We start from the raw sequence: 17,054 nt of genomic DNA, 5'->3' as shown, positions 1-17,054 counted from the left end.
GGCCGATCAGGCCGGGACGTACGAGGTCATCGCATCAGGAATCAACCATCTCGTGGTGATGTTGAAACGTTAAGGGCCTGCTTTAGGGCCGGGCGGGGGGCTGGCCGTAGGCTGGCCCCCTGTCCCAACAGGTGATCGACTGGGAGGTGGCGTTCCGTGCTGCAGGACTCGTTCGGTCGCGTGGCGACTGATCTGCGGGTGTCCCTCACCGATCGCTGCAACCTGCGCTGCTCCTACTGCATGCCGCCCGAGGGCCTCGAATGGTTGCCGAAACCCGAGCTGCTGACCGCCGACGAGATCGTCCGGCTGGTCACCATCGGGGTGGAGCGGCTCGGCATCACCGAGGTCCGCTACACCGGCGGCGAGCCCCTGCTGCGCCGCGAGCTCGTCGACATCGTGACCCGCACCACCGCGCTCGACCCCGTCCCGCAGGTCTCGCTGACCACCAACGGGATCGGGCTGAGCCGGATGGCGGACGCCCTGGCCGCAGCCGGTCTGCACCGGGTCAACGTCTCCCTCGACACCCTCGATCGCGAGACCTTCAAGAGGCTCGCCCACCGCGACCGCCTGGCCGACGTCCTCGCCGGGCTGGAGGCGGCCGACGCCGCCGGACTGCGCCCGGTCAAGGTCAACACGGTGCTGATGCGCGGGATCAACGACCACGAGGCCGTGCCGCTGCTCCGCTACTGCCTGGAGCGGGGCTACGAGCTCCGGTTCATCGAGCAGATGCCGCTGGACGCCCAGCACGGCTGGCGCCGGGAGAACATGATCACGGCTGACGAGATCCTCGCCATGCTCAAGGCCGACTTCGACCTGGTCGACGCCGACTCGGCGGAGCGCGGCAGCGCCCCGGCCGAGCTGTTCCTCGTCGAGGGCGGACCGGCCAGGGTGGGGGTCATCGGCTCGGTCACCCGGCCGTTCTGCGGCGCGTGCGACCGGGTACGGCTCACCGCCGACGGCCAGATCCGCAACTGCCTGTTCGCCACCGACGAGTCCGACCTGAGGGCCGCGATGCGCGCGGGCGCCGACGACGACGAGATCGCCGAGCGCTGGCGATCCGCGGTCCGGATCAAGAAGGCCGGTCACGGCATCGACGACCCGACCTTCCTGCAGCCGTCCCGCCCGATGTCCGCCATCGGCGGCTGACGTCCCCGCCCGGAGACCCGGAGGTGTCCGATGACCGCCCGCCACGACGCCTGCATCCTGGCGGGCGGTCTCGCGCGAAGGCTCGGCGGGCGGGACAAGCCCGGCCTGCACGTCTCCGGCCGCCCGCTGGTCGAGTCGGTGGCCGCCGCCGCGCCCGGCGCGGCACGGCTGATCGTCGTCGGGCCGCCCCGCCCCGGGCTGCCGCGTGCGATCTTCCGGCGTGAGGACCCGCCAGGAGGCGGCCCCGTCCCGGCGCTGCGGGCGGGCCTGGCCGAGGTGACCGCGCCGTGGGTGGCGCTGCTCGCCGCCGATCTCCCGTTCCTGACCGCCGCACACGTGAACGCGCTGCTGGACGCCGCCGGGGCGGGGGACGGGCGGGACACGGCGCCGTACGCGGGAACGGGGCCCTCTCCGGGCGGGGCCGGGACGCGCGCCGCGCAGGCCGGCGGGTCCCGGGCGGGGGCGGTGCTCCTCGACGACGGCGGGCGCGAGCAGTGGCTCGCCGGCGTGTGGCACGCGCGGAGCCTGGCGCGGGCGCTCGCCCGCTACGAGGGGCGCTCGCTGCACGGGCTGCTCGCCCCGCTCGCCCCGGTCACGCTTCATCTCGCCGGGCAGCCGTGGTTCGATTGCGACACCATGGACGACCTACAGCGGGCCCGGACGGTGGAGCCGGGCTCCGACGGCGGAGGCGTGGGTTCCGGCGAGGGCCGCGAGAGCGGTGACGGCGCGGGACGGGCGCGACCGCGGACAAGGAGCGAGATGTGAACGTGCTGACGGAGTGGACCGCGCTGGTCTGCCGGGAGCTGGGCATCGATCCCGCGGCGATGGACCGCGACGAGGTGCTGGACCTGACCAAGGAGGTCGCGCACGGGGTGGCCAGGCCGGCCGCGCCGCTGACGGCCTACCTGCTCGGCCTGGCCCAGGGGGCGGGCACGGCGCCGCCGGACGTCGTGGAGAGGCTGACCACGCTGGCGCGCAACTGGGAACAGGCGACGACCGAGACGCTGGGCGACAAATAGTGCCAAAAGCCGAGGCGCTTTAATGTAAAAGTCTGAGAAAAGGGCGACGCCGGGTGGTTACGGGGGCAAACCACCCGGCGTCGCTTCATCGGCGTTCCGACGGGGGCCCGGAACGCCGGCAACAGTGCCCCGACGGGGGACCAGGGCACTTGGCTAAAGCGTACACCTACTACCCTTGGGGTGCGTCAAGACTTAGTCACGACCCGATCTCGCGTCGGTGGCGTGGAATCTCGCTTTGTCCGGAATCTTCCACGTCAGGGACATGCGGAACCCCGCGCGGTGGCGCGTTGGCCCCGATCACGGCAACGTATGGTAAAAAGATCGCCCCGGCGAAGAGTAACAGCCGCACGGGCATCGGAGCGGGCACCGTGAAGGCGAGGACCAGGCAGATCAGCCGGATCCCCATCTTGATGAAGTAGCTCTTCTCGCGCTTGCCGATGTCGGCGCTCAGGGAAGGCTGGGCGTCCGTCACCTGATGAACCACCGGGCGCCTGCGCCATCCCCTCACGATTCCCAATCTAGGCCTCATATCGGCTGGGTGCGAACGGTCATGTAATCGTGGCTTTCCGGGAAGAAGCAGGGGATGACAGATCGAACGTATCGGGTGACCGAGATAGTCGGCACTTCGGGGGAGAGTATCGAGGCCGCCGTCCGCAACGGGGTCCGCCGCGCCTCCCGGACCCTGCGCCATCTCGACTGGTTCGAGGTGACCGAGATCAGAGGACACATCGAGGAGGGGGAGATCGGCCACTTCCAGGTCGGCATGAAGATCGGATTCCGCCTGGAGGACGACTGAGCCTGTACGGCGGGTGCCCGGTGACGCAGACTACGGGGATGAAGGAGACCCGGGGTCGGAGGGCGGGAAGGCCGCCCGGCGCGGCGGCGGGGGCGGTGGCACGGGCCGCGCTGGCCGCGGCGGTGATCCTCCCGGCCGGCTGCGCCACCCCGGCGGGCGGCGCGCCCGCCGTGTCCGCCCCCGCCCCCGTGCCCGCCGCCACCGGGGCCGTCCCGCGAACCACGCCCACCACCGCTCCCACGGCCACCGCGCCGCGGGCCACCGCCACCGACGCCGGCTCGCGAGCCCGAACGCGCAAGGAACCGCTGCTGCGCCAGGGCGCCGCCGACGTCGCGCGGACGATAGACAGTCTCCGCAAGATCGACGACCTGCCGCTGTACGAGATGACCTACCACGGGTCGTACGACGTCGAGGCACCCCTGGGGGAGGAGGAACTGGCGGGGCGCGCCGACGGCTGGGCCTGCTCCCTGTTCGCCCTCGGCGGCGACCGGCCGCTGTTCGGCCGCAACTTCGACTGGGATCCCAACCCGGCGCTGATCGTGCACGCCGACCCGCCCGACGGCTACGCCTCGGTCTCCGTCGTCGACCTGTTCCACCTGATCGGAGGGTCCACCCCGCCGGACCTGTCCGCCGCGCCCGACCGCCGCAGGATGGCCCACGCGGTGCTCGCCCCCTACGACGGGGTCAACGAGAAGGGCCTGGCGATCGGCATGGCCACGTCGCCCGAGGGCGGGCTGCCCGCCCGCTCTCCCGACCGCCCCGACATCACCAGCGTGCGCGTCATCCGGATGATGCTCGACCAGGCGGCGACCGTGGACGAGGCATTGGCGATCATGCGCCGCTACGACGTCGACTTCACGATCGGGCCGCAGATCCACTACCTCATCGCCGACGCGGCGGGCAGGTCGGCCGTCGTGGAGTACGCCGGAGGCAGGCTCAACGTCATCGACGACCGCATGCTCACCAACTTCGGCATGGCCGGCACGTCCGCCGCCCAGCGCCGGGCCGACCACCGCTACCGCACGCTCGCCGAGGGGCTGCCCGCCACCCGGGACTGGCGCGACGCGATGGGCCTGCTCCGGCGGGTGGCCCAGCCGCACACCCGCTGGTCGGTCGTCTACGACCTCACCGACGCCACCGCCCGCGTGGTGGCGGGGCAGCGCTGGGAGACGGTGCACACCATCCCGCTCGTCCAGCGCTGAACGGACGGACACGGACGCAGGCAAGGGCGTCGTCTCGTCGAGGGGATTCAGGCCCGGCCGGGCTGCTGGGCGAGCACCTGTGCCCGGTCGAGGTTGGAGTGCCGGCCCACCTCCGGGAACTGCGCGTGCAGCGCGGCGATGCCGGTGTGCACCCGGTTGTCCTCAAAACTCTGGAACATGTCGGCTGTGACGGACGGCGCGAAGCCGCGGGCCACGCGCCGGATCCGGTCGCGCCACGTGATGGAGCACACGGCTGCGATCTCGCCCTGTCCAGATATAAGGGATTTCTGACCGGGAGAGGGCGGCGCCGCCCGCCGATCGGCGAGCAGGATGGAGATCGGACAAAAAGGTCTAGATCCGACACGCTTCCTGAAAAGTCAGAGGTCATGTCAGAAGTCATCGCGGGGTTGGAGATTCCTGAGACAGCGGCGGTCGCCGAGGCGACCAGGCTCATCCGGGAGACCACCAGCCCTCTCATCTACCACCACTCCCGGCGGGTCTTCTTCTTCGGCCTGATCCACGCTCACAGGCTCGGCGTGAAACCGGACCCGGAGCTGCTCTACGTGGCGGCCATGTTCCACGACGCCGGTCTCCTGACCCCCTTCTCCGGCGTCGAGCAGCGCTTCGAAGTCGATGGCGCCGACCACGCGCGCAGGTTCCTCCTGGACCGGGGCTTCTCCACGGCCGCCGCCGAGACCGTCTGGACGGCGATCGCGCTGCACACCACGCCGGGCATCCCCGACCGGATGGCCCCGGAAATCGCGACCACCTACCTTGGCGTCCTGACCGACGTGCTCGGCTTCGGCCTGGACGGGCTGGAACACGATCAGCTGGGCGAAATCCTCGCCGTCCACCCGCGAGGGGACTTCAAGATCGAGTTTCTGCGAGCCTACGTCGACGGGCTCAAGAACCGCCCGGAAACCACGAACGGCACCGTGAACTCCGACGTGCTCGAGCACTTCGTCCCCGGTTTCCGCCGCACGACGACGGTCGAGCGCATCGTCGGCTCGCCCTGGCCGAGCTGACCGGGCAGCACACGCCCGGCGCCCGGCGCCTCCGGGCCGGACGGCCCACCCCCGCCGTCGGCGCCTCGGGGTACGTCGTCGAGTACGAACCCCGGCCACGGCGGCGTGCGGAGCCGGCCGGCCACCGCAGCCGGAGCGGTCCGGTCGTGGAGCCGCGCGATGCGGGACCACCGCCGGCACCCGTGGATCGGATGGGCCCGGTGCCGGTCTCGCTGAGCGAGTCCGGCACCGGGGAGCCGTCGTGTGGATCGGAAGCCTTCGGCCCATCCGAGGATCCGAGGTCCGTACAGGCCCTAGCTGGCCTGGCTCACCGTCGACATGTTGAAGTCGGGCACCCGGATCGGGGGCATGATCGCGCGGTTGAAGTAGTCGCTCCACTCGCGCGGCAGGGTCTGCTCGGAGGCGCCGATCTCGGTGAGGCGGCGCAGCAGGTCCACCGGGCTCTCGTTGAAGCGGAAGTTGTTCACCTCGCCCACGACCTCGCCGTTCTCCACCAGGTAGACGCCGTCGCGGGTCAGCCCGGTCAGCAGCAGCGTCTGCGGGTCGACCTCGCGGATGTACCACAGGCAGGTGAGCAGCAGGCCGCGCTCGGTGGAGGCGATCATCTCCTCCAGCGACCGCCCGCCCTCGGGCCCCCGCATGATCAGGTTGTCGACGGCCGGGGTCACCGGCAGGCCCGTCAGCTCGGCCGAGTGCCGGGTCTGCAGCAGGTTGGCCAGCCTGCCACCGGAGATCCAGTCGGTGGGCTCCAGCGGCAGCCCGTTGTCGAACACCGAGTTCTCCCTGCCGGAGGTGTGCGCCACCACGAACGGCGTGCACTCGACGCCCGGCGCCGAGGGGTCGCCGTACAGGCGGACCGGCAGCTCGGACAGGACGTCGCCGACGCGGGTGCCGCCACCGGGCCTGGAGAAGACCGTGCGTCCCTCCAGGGCGTCGCGCGCTCCGGTCGTCCAGTACAGGTACGTCATCAGGTCGGCCACGGCCGTCGGCGGCAGCAGCGTCTCGTACCGGCCCGCGGGCAGCTCGACGCGGTTCCTCGCCCACTCCAGGCGCCGGGCCAGCGAGGCGTCCAGCGCCGCCACGTCGACGTCCGAGAAGTCGCGGGTGGACACGCCGGTCCACGCCGAGCGCCTCATGTCGGGCGACTTGGCGTTCAGCTCCAGGCGGCCGGTGGGCTGGGTGTGCCGCAGCCGGGTGCCGGTCGAGGTGCCCACGAAGGTCGTCGTGACGGTGTGCTCGGCGAACCCGTACAGCCTGCGCCCGCCGGCCTCGGCCGTGGCGAAGGTCTCGCCCAGGGCGGGGGCGAAGGAGCCGAACACCCCGATCGAGGTCGTCCCCGCGGGGGCGTCCCAGTCGCCGGCGCGGGTGCCCTCCAGCAGCGGCCGGGCGTCCTCGGACGGCCGCGCGTCCTCGGCGGCGTGGTCGGCGGCGGCCACGACGTCGTCGAGCTGGTCGGGGCGGACCGCCGCCCGCGACACCACGCCCACGCCGCGGCCCACGATGGAGATCACGGTCAGCTGCGCGGAACGGGACACGCCGTTGGTGGTGAGGGTGTTGCCCGCGAAGCGCAGGTTGGCGCTCGAGGTCTCGTCCACGATCACGACGTTGTCGTCGGCCGTGGAGAGTTCGAGAACCTTCTCGATCATTTCCTGGGGGGTCATCCCGTTCCTCTCCCGCCGGACCGCCTGGCCGGCGCCTTCCTCCACCCGTTCGCCGCGCGTGCTCAACTGCCACTCTCCTGGACGGTGTTGAGGATGCGCACCCCGCGGAAGAGCGCCGACGGGCAGCCGTGGCTGACCGGCGCGACCTGGCCCGGCTGTCCCTTGCCGCAGTTGAACGCCCCGCCCAGCACGTACGTCTGCGGTCCGCCGACCGCCGCCATCGACCGCCAGAAGTCGGTCGTCGTGGCCTGGTAGGCGACGTCGCGCAGCTGCCCGGTGAGCCTGCCGTTCTCGATCAGATAGAACCGCTCGCCGGTGAACTGGAAGTTGTACCTCTGCATGTCGATGGACCAGCTCTTGTCGCCGACCACGTAGATGCCCCGGTCGACGCCGGAGATCAGCTCCTCGGTGGTGGGACCGTCGGGCGCCGGGCGCAGCGACACGTTGGCCATCCGCTGGATCGGGGTATGGCCGGGGGAGTCGGCGAAGGCGCAGCCGTTGGAGGCGCCCAGGCCCTTCAGCAGCGCCATCCGCCGGTCGAGCTGGTAGCCGACCAGGACGCCGTCGGAGACGATGTCGAACTCCCTGGTCGCCACCCCCTCGTCGTCGTAGCCGATCGTGGACAGGCCGTGCTCGACGGTGCGGTCACCGGTCACGTTCATCGCCTGCGAGCCGTACACCAGCTTGCCGAGCTGGTCGAAGGTGGCGAAACTCGTCCCGGCGTACGCGGCCTCGTAGCCGAGGGCGCGGTCGAGCTCGGTGGCGTGCCCGATCGACTCGTGGATCGTCAGCCACAGGTTCGACGGGTCGACCACCAGGTCGTACAGCCCCGCCTCGACGGAGGGGGCCCGGAGCTTCTCCTCCAGCAGCTCGGGGATGCGCGCCAGCTCCTTGGGGAAGTCCCAGCCGGTACCGGTGAGGTATTCGTACCCCCGGCCGACGGGCGGGGCGAGCGTCCGCATCGAGTCGAAGCGGCCGTCCAGCACCCTCGTCGCGTTCAGCCGGGGATGGACGCGCACCCGCTGCTGGGTGGTGACGGTCCCGGCCGTGTCGGCGTAGAACTTCTGCTCCTTGACCTGCATCAGCGACGCCTGGACGTGGTCCACCCCGGGATCCCTCAGCAGGCCGCCCGACCAGTCGGCGAGCAGCGCCGCCTTGTCGCGCATCGGCACCTCGAACGGGTCGACCTCGTAGGAGGAGATCCAGGTGACGTCGGAGTGCACCGCCTCGGGGGCCAGCTCGACGGGCTCGCGGTTGACCGCCGCGGAGACGACCGCCACCTCCACCGCCTGCTCGGCGACCCTGACGGCCGCCTCGGGGGTGAGCTCGATGCCCGCGGCGAAACCCCAGGTGCCGTCCTTGACGACCCGTACGGCGTAACCGAGGGTGTCGGCGTCGATGGAACCTTCCAGCGCGGCGTCGGAGAGGCGCAGGGTCTCCCCGCGGATGCGCTCCAGCCGGAAGTCGGCGTGCTCGGCACCCAGGTCCCGGGCGCGCTGCAGGGCCGCGTCCGCCAGCCGGCGCAGAGGCAGGGCGAGGAAGTCGGAGTCGATCTGGCGCATGTCAACGATCCTAGCCCTGTGATCTTGTCCCTCCCGGACAAGGTGGTTACCCTCCGGTAGCCGATACCGTCTGACCATGGCTCGATCTGTTCTCGTAACCGGCGGCAATCGCGGCATCGGCCTCGCGATCGCCCGCGAACTCGCTCAGGCAGGCGACGACGTCGCCGTCACCTACCGTTCCGGCCAGCCCCCCGAGGGCCTGTTCGGCGTGCGCTGCGACGTCACCAGCACGGCCGATGTGGACGCCGCCTTCGCGAAGGTCGAGGCCGAGTTCGGCCCGGTCGAGGTGCTGGTCGCCAACGCGGGCATCACCAGGGACACGCTGCTGCCGATGATGAAGGAGGAGACCTTCACCGACGTCATCGACGCCAACCTGACCGGCGCCTACCGGGTCGCCAAGCGGGCCACCCGCGGCATGCTGCGGCTCAAGCGCGGGCGCATCGTGCTGATCTCCTCGGTGGTCGCCATGCTCGGCTCGGCCGGGCAGAGCAACTACGCCGCCTCCAAGGCCGGCATGATCGGCTTCGCCCGGTCGGCCGCCAGGGAGCTGGGCTCGCGCAACATCACCGTCAACGTGGTCGCCCCCGGCTTCGTGGAGACCGAGATGACGGCCGAGCTGGACGCGGCCTACCAGGAGCAGATCCGGAAGAACATCCCGCTGGGCCGCTACGCCGCCCCGGAGGAGATCGCGCGCGTGGTCAGGTTCCTGGCCGGCGAGGACGCCGCCTACATCACGGGGGCCGTCATCCCCGTCGACGGCGGCCTTGGAATGGGGCACTGACGTGGGAATTCTCGAAGGCAAGCGGCTCCTCGTGACCGGGGTGCTCACCGACGCCTCCATCGCCTTCTCGGTGGCCAAGCTGGCCCAGGAGGAGGGCGCGCAGATCGTGCTCACCGGATTCGGCCGGCTCAGCCTGGTCGAGCGCATCGCCAAGCGCCTGCCGGAGCCGCCCCCCGTGCTGGAGCTCGACGTGACCAACACCGAGCACCTCGACTCCCTGGCCGACCGGGTCGGCGAGCACCTCGGCGGTCTGGACGGGGTGGTGCACGCCATCGGCTTCGCGCCGCAGACCGCCCTGGGCGGCAACTTCCTGAACACCTCGTGGGAGGACGTGGCGACCGCCGTCCAGGTCTCCACGTACTCGTTCAAGTCGCTCGCGGTGGCCGCGCTCCCGCTCATGAAGGAGGGCGGCGCGATCGTCGGCCTCGACTTCGACGCCACGAAGGCCTGGCCGGTGTACGACTGGATGGGCGTGGCCAAGGCCGGCCTGGAGTCCTGCTCCCGTTACCTGGCCCGCGATCTCGGCAAGCACGGCATCCGGGTCAACCTCGTCGCCGCGGGCCCGATCAGGACCATGGCCGCCAGGAGCATTCCCGGCTTCGTCGAGTTCGAGGAGAGCTGGCCCGCCAAGGCCCCGATCGGCTGGGACATCAACGACCCGATCCCCGCGGCCAAGGCGTGTGTCGCCCTGCTGTCCGACTGGTTCCCCGCCACGACCGGTGAGATCGTCCACGTCGACGGCGGCGTCCACGCCATCGGAGCCTGAGCGGTCTCCGGCCCGGCGGGTGGTGATCGGCCGGGCCGGTGCCGTACCGAGGCGGCGGCGAGACCGTGGCCGATGCCGTACCGCGGTGGCGGCGAGGCCGTGGCGACCGCGGATCGGCCGGGCCGGGGAACGCGGGCCGGGCCGGTGCGGTCAGGCCACCCGGTGGTGCCCCGGCGGAGCCGGCTCGAACGGTATCGACTCCCTGACCCTCCGCCTGCTGTACAGCAGGCGGACCGCGAGGATGGCCGAGACGAGCACCGCCGTGGTGAGCACGGTGCTCGCCGTGTCGGACGACCGGCTGGGGGTCACCGGCTGCCCGTCCCGCATCTGCCGCTGGAGCTCCTGCATCAGCGGGGCGGGCCACAGCAACTCCACCCGGGGCGCCTCGGCGTCGACCACGGGCGACGGCCTGGGAGCCGCAGGCTCACCCACCTCGGTCGTGAGCGTCCTGGTGTCCGGGAGCGGCGTCTGGGGAAACGGCGGCCGGTCCGTCGGCACCGGAATCGGTCTCTTCCTGGCCGGAGCGGCGTCCCGGTCCCCCGAGGGGCTCGCCGAGGGGGTCGGCGACGGGCTGGGGCTCGGCGACGCCCTGGGCCGGGGAGTCTCGGAGACGGCGGGCTCCTGCGGCTCCTCGGCGAGGGGGGCCACCGGCGAGTTCGCGCACTTGGCGGAGGCCGTGGCCCCGCAGGCGTCGGCGGGGGCCTGAGTCCGGGACGCCTGCGTGCCGCCGGAGGAGCTCTCCTCCTCCTTCGCGGTGGACGGCCTGTTGCCCGACGAGGTCTTGGCGGAGGAGGGGGCCGGTGCCGGGCTCTCCGCCTCGGCGGGCGCCTCCTGGACGCCGGCGGGCGTCTCGGCGTTGTTCCCTCTGCCGTTTCCTGTGCCGTTCCCGGGGTTGTTCCCTCTGCCGTTCCCGGGGTTGTCCTCGGCGCCTCCGGCGGAGGGCGCCGACGAGGGGGCGGGCGGGGAGACGCCCTCCGTGAGGCCGTGCACGACGCCGTCCACGGCCTGGCAGACCCGGCCCGTCACGGTGCCCAGCAGCCCTCCGTGATCGCAGTCGTCCAGTCCCGCGACGGCACTCGCCCGTGCGGCGCCCGCGGACGCGACGGCGACCGTCGGGACCCCACCCCCCAGCGCCAGCGCCAGAACGCCTGCCGCCATCGCAGTTCGCACTCGTCTCCTTCGCCCCGGGCCGGACATCGGCCGTGAATCTCGCCGACATCCAGGTGTCCCCCTGCCACCTGTTTGACAGTTTTGTAGGGAGGCCCGTTTTTTCCATGGAAAGTTGTCATTTGGTATCGACTAGTGATACGCGAGACGAATTCTCGTTCGGTTTCTCGTTCGTTCTCCTGGAGCGCCGTTCCTTTTCCCGGGAGGTGTTCCCGGGAGGCCGTTCGCGCCGGAGCCTCTCCGGCACCGCCTCTCAGTCCGCGGACACGTCGTCGAGCGCCTCCCTGATCTCCACGGGCAACGTCAGGTCCTCGGCCTGGAGCACCCCGGACAGCTGCGCGTGGGTGCGGGCGCCGACGATGGCGGAGGACACCCCCGGCTGGTCGCGTACCCACGACAGGGCCACCGACAGCGGTGAGACGCCGAGCCCCTCGGCGGCGGTCGTCACCGACTCCACGACCCGGCGGCACCGCTCGTCGAGGTAGGGGGTGACGAAGTCGGCGAAGTGCGGGGTCGCGGCCCGGGAGTCCGCGGGGATGCCCGTCCGGTACTTCCCGGTCAGGACGCCACGCCCGAGCGGCGACCAGGCGAGCACCCCCGCGCCGACGTGCTCGGCGGCCGGGATCAGCTCGCGCTCGGCCTCCCTGGCCAGGAGCGAGTACTCGACCTGGGCCGCGACGATCGGCACCCTGCCGGGGACCGCCCGCTGCCCCACGGCGGCGGTCGCCAGCTGCCAGCCCGCGTAGTCGCACACCCCGGCGTACGCGGCCCGCCCCGAGGACACGATGGCGTCCACGGCGGCCAGGGTCTCCTCCAGCGGAACGTCGGGGTCGAAGGCGTGCAGCTGCCACAGGTCGACCTCGTTGACGCCCAGGCGGGTCAGGGAGGCGTCGATCGCGGCGACCAGGTGTTTCCTGGAGGCGTCGCGGGGCCTGCGCCCGGCGGGGGTGAGCACGGCCTTGGTGGACAGCACCAGCTCCGAACGCGGCACGGAGTCGCGCAGCAGCCGCCCGAGCAGCCGTTCGGCGTCGCCGCCGGTGTAGACGTCGGCGGTGTCGATGAGCGTGCCGCCGGCCTCGGCGAACGTGCGGAGCTGCGCCGCGGCCTCCTCGGCGCCGGTGTCACGTCCCCATGTCATCGTCCCCAGTCCCAGGCGGGACACCGACAGGCCGCTCCGGCCCACATAGCGCTGCTCCATGATCCGGCCAGGTTACCGCCCGGCCACTTAAAAGTAGTGGAGTGAAGGCTGCAAGACTTGCCCGCGTGACGACCTTGTTGCTGGCCAGACACGGCCTTACCCACCTCACCGGTCCGGTCCTCGCGGGCTGGACCCCGGATGTGCACCTCAGTGACGCGGGACGGGCCCAGGCGGAGGCGCTCGCCGCGCGGCTGACCACCCTGGAACTCGACGCGATCGTCTCCAGCCCGCTGGAACGCTGCCAGGAGACCGCGCAGGCGGTCGCCGCGGGACGGCAGGGGGCGGAGGTGCTGACCGACGAGCGCTTCGGCGAGTGCCGCTACGGCGACTGGACGGGCCGCCCGATCGCCGAGCTCGCCAAGGACCCTCTCTGGCCGGTCGTGCAGGCCCATCCGAGCGCGGTGACGTTCCCCGGGGGAGAGTCCCTGTCCGCCGTGCAGCACCGCGCCGTGACGGCCGTCAGGGAGTGGAACGAGCGCCTGGGCCCGAAGGCGGTCTATCTCGTCTGCAGCCACGGAGACGTGATCAAGGCCATCGTGGCCGACGCCATGGGACTCCACCTGGACCAGTTCCAGCGGATAACGGCTGATCCGGCGTCGCTCACCGCCATTCGCTACACCCCCTTGCGCCCCTTCGTGCTCAGGCTCAACGACCTGGGCGGAGATGTGGCCGGATTGCGCCTCAGGGAGGGTTCGGAGGGCGAGGACGGGGGAGAAAATCCCACCGGGAGCGATGCCGCAGTCGGCGGCGGATCCGGAACCACGTAAGGTCGGGCTATGCCGGTCTTCGACTACGATCCACCCGAGAGGTTCGTGGCCGGTGCCGTGGGGCAACCGGGATCACGAACCTTCTTCCTGCAGGCGCGGGGCCAGGGCAGGCTGACCACCGTGGCCCTGGAGAAGTTCCAGGTCGCGGCGCTGGCCGACCGCCTCGACGAACTGCTCGACGAGGTGTTGCGACGCGGTGAGGGCAACGTTCCCGTGCCCGCCGTCGCCCCGGCCGCGCTGGCGGACAACGCCCCCCTCGACGTGCCGATCAGCGAGGACTTCCGCGTCGGCGTCATGGCCCTGGCCTGGGACCCCGAGGCCGCGCAGGTGGTCATCGAGGCCAAGGAGGCCGTCCCCGAGGACGAGGAGTTCGAGCCGTCCCCGCTCGTCGAGCCCACGGTGCTGCGCGTGCACATCAGTGCCGGCGCCGCGAGGGCCTTCACCAAGCGGGCCATGGCGCTCGTCGCGGCCGGCCGCCCGCCCTGCCCGCTCTGCGCCCAGCCTCTCGATCCCGAGGGGCATATTTGTGTGCGGCTCAACGGTTACCGGGGTAGTAGCGCTTCATCTGCTGGAGGAGGCGAATGAGTGCTGAGAGCGAGCCGACGCTGAGTGCGGCGCCGGCCGCGGGGCTGGACGACGAGACCGCGACGCGTCTGCTCCGTGACGGCCAACTGGACGTGGCGGGCCGCCTGGTCGAGGCGACCAACATGACGCTCTACTGCTCGGTCCGGCTCGGCGGGCTCGCGGCGGCCTGCGTGTACAAGCCGGTACGGGGCGAACGCCCCCTGTGGGACTTCCCCGACGGCACCCTGGCGGCCCGCGAGGTCGCCGCCTACGAGGTCTCCGCGGCGATCGGCTGGCGGATCGTGCCGCCCACCGTCTACCGCGACGGCCCCTTCGGGCCGGGAATGTGCCAGCTGTGGATCGACACCGACCCCGACACCGACCTGATGGTGCTGATCCGCAGCCGCCAGCCCTCGCTGCGGCGGATGGCCGTCTTCGACGCCATCGTCAACAACGCCGACCGCAAGGGCGGTCACCTGCTGCCGCTCGCCGACGGTCACGTCTACGGCGTCGACCACGGGGTCTCCTTCTCGGCCGAGGACAAGCTCCGCACCGTGCTGTGGCAGTGGCGCGGCAAGCCGCTGTCCCGCGAGGCCATGAACGTCCTGACCCGCCTCGAGGCCGACCTGGAGCGGGGCCGCCTCGGCCGCCGCCTCCGCGAGCTCCTCACCCTCCACGAGGTCGAGGCCACCTGGTCGCGGGTCCGCAGGCTGCTCGACACCGGTCTGCACCCCCTTCCCTCCAAGGACTGGCCCGCCATCCCCTGGCCGCCGATCTGAGGCCCTCGCGCGGGGGTCTCCCGCCCCGGTCACCGGGCGTCCCGCGGGAGCGGGACCGGCGAGCCGGGGTGTCCTCGCGGTGGCTTCCGTGACCTCGGTCTTCCTTCCGGCGGAGGGCCCCGGTCCGCGCCCGCCTCCCGTGGGGGCGTAGCCTCCGGGCATGTGCACGGTTGTCGTCAGCATCGATCCGAGCGCCGAGATCCCCCTGATCGTGGTCGGGGTGCGCGACGAGTTCGTCGGCCGCCCCTGGGTTCCGCCGGCCGCGCACTGGCCGGAGAGCGGGCCCGGCCTGATCGGCGGGCGTGACCTTCAGGCGGGCGGCACCTGGCTCGCCGTCGATCCCGGGGCCAGGCGGGTCGGAGCCCTCCTCAACGGGCTCGGCGTGCTCGCCCCCGAGGAGGGCCGCCGCTCGCGGGGCGACCTGCCGCTCCTGGCGGCGGCCGGAGGCGGCCCCGTGGAAGGCGATCTTGGGCACTACGACCCCTTCCACCTGCTACGGGCCGATCCCGCCGGAGCCCGCCTGTGGCACTGGGACGGGATCACCCTGGAGCGGGACGACCTTCCCCCGGGAACCCACATGATCGTCAACAGTGGCTGGGAGCGCGGTACGGAGAACGAGCGGGTGGCGTTCTTCCGCCCCCTGTTCGCCAAGGCGGGCCGTCCCACGGAGCTCGACGGCCCCTGGCAGGAGTGGCGGGAGCTCGCCACCGGGGCGGGGATTCCCTCCGAGGACCCCCGGACGATGATCGTCCAGCACGAGCTGCCCGACGGGCGGACCTTCGCCTCGGGTTCCGTCACCCTGCTGGCCCTGGCGCCCGGCGGTGTCCGCTACGACTTCACCGCCGACCCCCGTGATCCGGGCGCCTTCCGGGAGGTCCGCCCGGAATGATCCGGCCGCCTCCCGGAGTTGAGGTGAGTGCCCGTACATCCACCATCCCGAGCCGACCGGGGTGGTCTAACCGCTGGATAGGCTTCATTTTATGAGATCGTGGTCTGAGCCGAAGGTTCCTCGGCTTCCCGGTGCCGGTGCCCCGCTGCGGCTGTTCGACACCGCCGCGCGAGAGGTCGGCCCCACCAGCCCGGGCCGTACGGCGCGGATGTACGTCTGCGGCATCACGCCCTACGACGCCACCCATCTGGGCCACGCCAACACCTACCTCGCCTTCGACCTGGTCAACCGGGCCTGGCGCGACGCCGGTCACGAGGTGCACTTCACCCAGAACGCCACGGACGTCGACGACCCCCTGCTGGAACGTGCCGGGCAGACCGGCGTCGACTGGCGCGAGCTGGCCGAGCGTGAGATCGAGCTGTTCCGGACCGACATGGAGGCGCTGCGCATCCTGCCACCGCGTGACTACGTCGCCGTGACCGAGGCGATCGACCAGGTCGCCGACCTGATCGTGTCGCTGCGCGACAAGGGCGCCACCTACGTCCTCGACGGCGACGTCTACTTCGACGTGGCCGCGGCCCCCAAGTTCGGGGCCGTCTCCGGTTACCCGGAGGAGCGCATGCTCGCCCTGTTCGGCGAGCGCGGGGGAGATCCGGACCGGCCGGGCAAGAAGCATCCGCTCGACTGGCTGCTCTGGCGCGCGGAGCGCCCGGGGGAGCCGTCCTGGCCCTCGCCGTTCGGCCAGGGCCGGCCCGGCTGGCACATCGAGTGCACCGCCATCGCCCTGGCGAAGCTGTCCAGCGGTTTCGACGTCGCGGGCGGGGGCTCCGACCTGATCTTCCCCCACCACGAGTGCGGCGCCCACGAGGGCCACGTGGCGTGCGGGGAGTGGCCCTTCGCGAGGGCCTACGTGCACGCGGGCATGGTCGCCCTGGACGGCGAGAAGATGTCCAAGTCGAAGGGCAACCTGGTCTTCGTCTCCCGCCTGCGCAAGGAGACCGACCCGATGGCCATCCGGCTCGCCCTGCTGGCGCACCACTACCGCTCCGACTGGGAGTGGACCTCCGAGCAGCTGGGCTCGGCGGAGGTACGGCTGGCGCGCTGGCGTTCGGCGGCGGGGCTGCAGACCGGCCCCGACGCCGGTGTCGTGCTCGAAAGGGTGCGCGCCCGGATGGCCGACGACCTGGACGCCCCCGGTGCCCTCGCGGTCGTCGACGACTGGGCCGAGCGAGCCCTGTCCGAGGGGGGCAGCGACCCGGACGCGCCGGTCCTCGTCAGGGAGACCGTGGACGCGCTGCTCGGGGTCGCGCTCTAGGGGCCCGGGGATCTCCAGGGCCCCGGGATCCGGGCGGTGCCGCTCCCCGGAGCGCGGCGGCGCCCGGCTCCGGGGGTGCCACCGGCGGGGCCGGGAAACGACCCTGGAAACGACGAAACGGCCCCGGAAACGACGGAGCCCGCACCGCTTGCGCGGTGCGGGCTCAGCCTGAAGCCTTTGAGGTCAAACCAGGTCAGATGACCTGAACCTGGTCGGCCTGCGGGCCCTTCTGGCCCTGCGTGGTGACGAAGCTGACACGCTGGTTCTCCTCCAGGCTGCGGTAGCCGCCGGAGTTGATAGCCGAGTAGTGCACGAAGACATCGGCGGTGCCGTCATCCGGTGCGATGAATCCGAAGCCCTTTTCGGCGTTGAACCACTTAACGGTGCCCTCAGACAAAACTACTTCTCCTCATTGGG

The 17,054-nt window shown here is 71.8% G+C and carries 20 protein-coding genes; 13 read left to right on the top strand and 7 right to left on the bottom strand.

Going from position 1 to position 17,054, the window contains the following annotated elements; genetic code table 11:
* Nucleotides 1-156: 156 nt before the first annotated feature.
* The 3 genes from moaA to AB0G15_RS07960 are packed head-to-tail and all read left to right on the top strand — an operon-like array spanning nucleotide 157 to nucleotide 2,165.
* Nucleotides 157-1,146, top strand: coding sequence for a GTP 3',8-cyclase MoaA (moaA, locus tag AB0G15_RS07970; protein WP_362836501.1), 990 nt, complete (start codon nucleotides 157-159; stop codon nucleotides 1,144-1,146).
* Between the two features lie 30 nt (nucleotides 1,147-1,176).
* Nucleotides 1,177-1,911, top strand: coding sequence for an NTP transferase domain-containing protein (locus AB0G15_RS07965; RefSeq protein WP_362836499.1), 735 nt, complete (start codon nucleotides 1,177-1,179; stop codon nucleotides 1,909-1,911).
* Complete coding sequence (locus tag AB0G15_RS07960) at nucleotides 1,908-2,165, top strand: DUF6457 domain-containing protein (RefSeq protein ID WP_362836497.1); 258 nt, start codon at nucleotides 1,908-1,910, stop codon at nucleotides 2,163-2,165. The genes AB0G15_RS07965 and AB0G15_RS07960 overlap by 4 nt, the downstream gene beginning before the upstream one ends.
* 196 nt (nucleotides 2,166-2,361) lie before the next feature.
* On the opposite strand, the gene AB0G15_RS07955 is transcribed toward AB0G15_RS07960, so the two are convergent.
* Complete coding sequence (locus tag AB0G15_RS07955; RefSeq protein ID WP_362836495.1) at nucleotides 2,362-2,637, bottom strand: DUF3099 domain-containing protein; 276 nt, start codon at nucleotides 2,635-2,637, stop codon at nucleotides 2,362-2,364.
* Nucleotides 2,638-2,748: 111 nt separating this feature from the next.
* Here AB0G15_RS07955 and AB0G15_RS07950 point away from each other — a divergent pair, with 111 nt between their 5' ends.
* Together AB0G15_RS07950 and AB0G15_RS07945 are read left to right on the top strand one after the other, a co-directional pair.
* The gene (locus AB0G15_RS07950) at nucleotides 2,749-2,961 is read left to right on the top strand and encodes a dodecin (RefSeq protein WP_362836493.1); all 213 of its coding nucleotides are present in this window, start codon (nucleotides 2,749-2,751) and stop codon (nucleotides 2,959-2,961) included.
* A gap of 38 nt (nucleotides 2,962-2,999) precedes the next feature.
* Complete coding sequence (locus tag AB0G15_RS07945; RefSeq protein WP_362836491.1) at nucleotides 3,000-4,163, top strand: linear amide C-N hydrolase; 1,164 nt, start codon at nucleotides 3,000-3,002, stop codon at nucleotides 4,161-4,163.
* A 47-nt stretch (nucleotides 4,164-4,210) separates the two neighbouring features.
* Here AB0G15_RS07945 and AB0G15_RS07940 read toward each other — a convergent pair whose 3' ends face one another.
* A complete protein-coding gene (locus AB0G15_RS07940; RefSeq protein WP_362836489.1) occupies nucleotides 4,211-4,342 on the bottom strand; it encodes a hypothetical protein in 132 nt (43 codons plus the stop codon).
* Between the two features lie 207 nt (nucleotides 4,343-4,549).
* Here AB0G15_RS07940 and AB0G15_RS07935 point away from each other — a divergent pair, with 207 nt between their 5' ends.
* Nucleotides 4,550-5,188, top strand: coding sequence for an HD domain-containing protein (locus tag AB0G15_RS07935; protein WP_362836487.1), 639 nt, complete (start codon nucleotides 4,550-4,552; stop codon nucleotides 5,186-5,188).
* A gap of 293 nt (nucleotides 5,189-5,481) precedes the next feature.
* Here AB0G15_RS07935 and AB0G15_RS07930 read toward each other — a convergent pair whose 3' ends face one another.
* Complete coding sequence (locus AB0G15_RS07930) at nucleotides 5,482-6,849, bottom strand: metallopeptidase TldD-related protein (protein WP_362836485.1); 1,368 nt, start codon at nucleotides 6,847-6,849, stop codon at nucleotides 5,482-5,484.
* 62 nt (nucleotides 6,850-6,911) lie between these two features.
* Entirely contained in the window at nucleotides 6,912-8,411 is a 1,500-nt protein-coding gene (locus AB0G15_RS07925; protein ID WP_362836483.1) for a TldD/PmbA family protein, read from the bottom strand.
* Between the two features lie 76 nt (nucleotides 8,412-8,487).
* Between AB0G15_RS07925 and AB0G15_RS07920 the strand changes: the two genes are divergently transcribed.
* A complete protein-coding gene (locus AB0G15_RS07920) occupies nucleotides 8,488-9,192 on the top strand; it encodes a beta-ketoacyl-ACP reductase (protein WP_362685986.1) in 705 nt (234 codons plus the stop codon).
* 1 nt (nucleotide 9,193) lies between these two features.
* The gene (gene fabI / locus AB0G15_RS07915; protein ID WP_362685989.1) at nucleotides 9,194-9,958 is read left to right on the top strand and encodes an enoyl-ACP reductase FabI; all 765 of its coding nucleotides are present in this window, start codon (nucleotides 9,194-9,196) and stop codon (nucleotides 9,956-9,958) included.
* Between the two features lie 150 nt (nucleotides 9,959-10,108).
* Here fabI and AB0G15_RS07910 read toward each other — a convergent pair whose 3' ends face one another.
* The gene (locus AB0G15_RS07910) at nucleotides 10,109-11,128 is read right to left on the bottom strand and encodes a hypothetical protein (protein WP_362836481.1); all 1,020 of its coding nucleotides are present in this window, start codon (nucleotides 11,126-11,128) and stop codon (nucleotides 10,109-10,111) included.
* 250 nt (nucleotides 11,129-11,378) lie between these two features.
* A complete protein-coding gene (locus AB0G15_RS07905) occupies nucleotides 11,379-12,323 on the bottom strand; it encodes an aldo/keto reductase (RefSeq protein WP_362685995.1) in 945 nt (314 codons plus the stop codon).
* A gap of 65 nt (nucleotides 12,324-12,388) precedes the next feature.
* On the opposite strand from AB0G15_RS07905, the gene AB0G15_RS07900 reads away from it, so the two are divergent.
* The 5 genes from AB0G15_RS07900 (at nucleotide 12,389) to mshC (ending at nucleotide 16,637) form a co-directional block, all read left to right on the top strand.
* Nucleotides 12,389-13,090, top strand: coding sequence for a histidine phosphatase family protein (locus tag AB0G15_RS07900; RefSeq protein ID WP_362836479.1), 702 nt, complete (start codon nucleotides 12,389-12,391; stop codon nucleotides 13,088-13,090).
* A gap of 9 nt (nucleotides 13,091-13,099) precedes the next feature.
* Nucleotides 13,100-13,675 carry a DUF3090 domain-containing protein gene (locus AB0G15_RS07895; RefSeq protein ID WP_362836477.1) on the top strand — a complete coding sequence of 192 codons (576 nt, stop codon included), beginning with the start codon at nucleotides 13,100-13,102 and terminating at the stop codon, nucleotides 13,673-13,675.
* A complete protein-coding gene (locus tag AB0G15_RS07890) occupies nucleotides 13,672-14,433 on the top strand; it encodes an SCO1664 family protein (RefSeq protein ID WP_362836475.1) in 762 nt (253 codons plus the stop codon). Before AB0G15_RS07895 ends, AB0G15_RS07890 begins: the two co-directional genes overlap by 4 nt.
* Nucleotides 14,434-14,593: 160 nt before the next feature.
* The gene (locus AB0G15_RS07885) at nucleotides 14,594-15,322 is read left to right on the top strand and encodes an NRDE family protein (protein WP_362836473.1); all 729 of its coding nucleotides are present in this window, start codon (nucleotides 14,594-14,596) and stop codon (nucleotides 15,320-15,322) included.
* A 91-nt stretch (nucleotides 15,323-15,413) separates the two neighbouring features.
* Nucleotides 15,414-16,637, top strand: coding sequence for a cysteine--1-D-myo-inosityl 2-amino-2-deoxy-alpha-D-glucopyranoside ligase (gene mshC, locus AB0G15_RS07880; RefSeq protein WP_362836471.1), 1,224 nt, complete (start codon nucleotides 15,414-15,416; stop codon nucleotides 16,635-16,637).
* A 193-nt stretch (nucleotides 16,638-16,830) separates the two neighbouring features.
* On the opposite strand, the gene AB0G15_RS07875 is transcribed toward mshC, so the two are convergent.
* Nucleotides 16,831-17,034, bottom strand: coding sequence for a cold-shock protein (locus AB0G15_RS07875; RefSeq protein WP_344903117.1), 204 nt, complete (start codon nucleotides 17,032-17,034; stop codon nucleotides 16,831-16,833).
* Nucleotides 17,035-17,054 lie beyond the last annotated feature (20 nt).

The sequence above is a fragment of the Streptosporangium sp. NPDC023825 genome (genome assembly GCF_040639575.1).
GTDB lineage: Bacteria > Actinomycetota > Actinomycetes > Streptosporangiales > Streptosporangiaceae > Streptosporangium.
Note: the sequence above shows the minus strand (reverse complement) of the source record. Positions and strands in the feature narration are given on the sequence as shown.

Excerpts from the sequence above, each read along its gene's own strand:
- AB0G15_RS07965 (WP_362836499.1), top strand. The coding sequence starts at position 1,177 with ATGACCGCCCGCCACGACGCCTGCATCCTGGCGGGCGGTCTCGCGCGA.
- AB0G15_RS07950 (WP_362836493.1), top strand. The coding sequence starts at position 2,749 with ATGACAGATCGAACGTATCGGGTGACCGAGATAGTCGGCACTTCGGGG.
- AB0G15_RS07945 (WP_362836491.1), top strand. The coding sequence starts at position 3,000 with ATGAAGGAGACCCGGGGTCGGAGGGCGGGAAGGCCGCCCGGCGCGGCG.
- AB0G15_RS07940 (WP_362836489.1), bottom strand. The coding sequence starts at position 4,342 with ATGTTCCAGAGTTTTGAGGACAACCGGGTGCACACCGGCATCGCCGCG.
- AB0G15_RS07935 (WP_362836487.1), top strand. The coding sequence starts at position 4,550 with ATGTCAGAAGTCATCGCGGGGTTGGAGATTCCTGAGACAGCGGCGGTC.
- AB0G15_RS07930 (WP_362836485.1), bottom strand. The coding sequence starts at position 6,849 with ATGACCCCCCAGGAAATGATCGAGAAGGTTCTCGAACTCTCCACGGCC.
- AB0G15_RS07925 (WP_362836483.1), bottom strand. The coding sequence starts at position 8,411 with ATGCGCCAGATCGACTCCGACTTCCTCGCCCTGCCTCTGCGCCGGCTG.
- AB0G15_RS07920 (WP_362685986.1), top strand. The coding sequence starts at position 8,488 with ATGGCTCGATCTGTTCTCGTAACCGGCGGCAATCGCGGCATCGGCCTC.
- AB0G15_RS07905 (WP_362685995.1), bottom strand. The coding sequence starts at position 12,323 with ATGGAGCAGCGCTATGTGGGCCGGAGCGGCCTGTCGGTGTCCCGCCTG.
- AB0G15_RS07895 (WP_362836477.1), top strand. The coding sequence starts at position 13,100 with ATGCCGGTCTTCGACTACGATCCACCCGAGAGGTTCGTGGCCGGTGCC.
- AB0G15_RS07890 (WP_362836475.1), top strand. The coding sequence starts at position 13,672 with ATGAGTGCTGAGAGCGAGCCGACGCTGAGTGCGGCGCCGGCCGCGGGG.
- AB0G15_RS07885 (WP_362836473.1), top strand. The coding sequence starts at position 14,594 with ATGTGCACGGTTGTCGTCAGCATCGATCCGAGCGCCGAGATCCCCCTG.
- mshC (WP_362836471.1), top strand. The coding sequence starts at position 15,414 with ATGAGATCGTGGTCTGAGCCGAAGGTTCCTCGGCTTCCCGGTGCCGGT.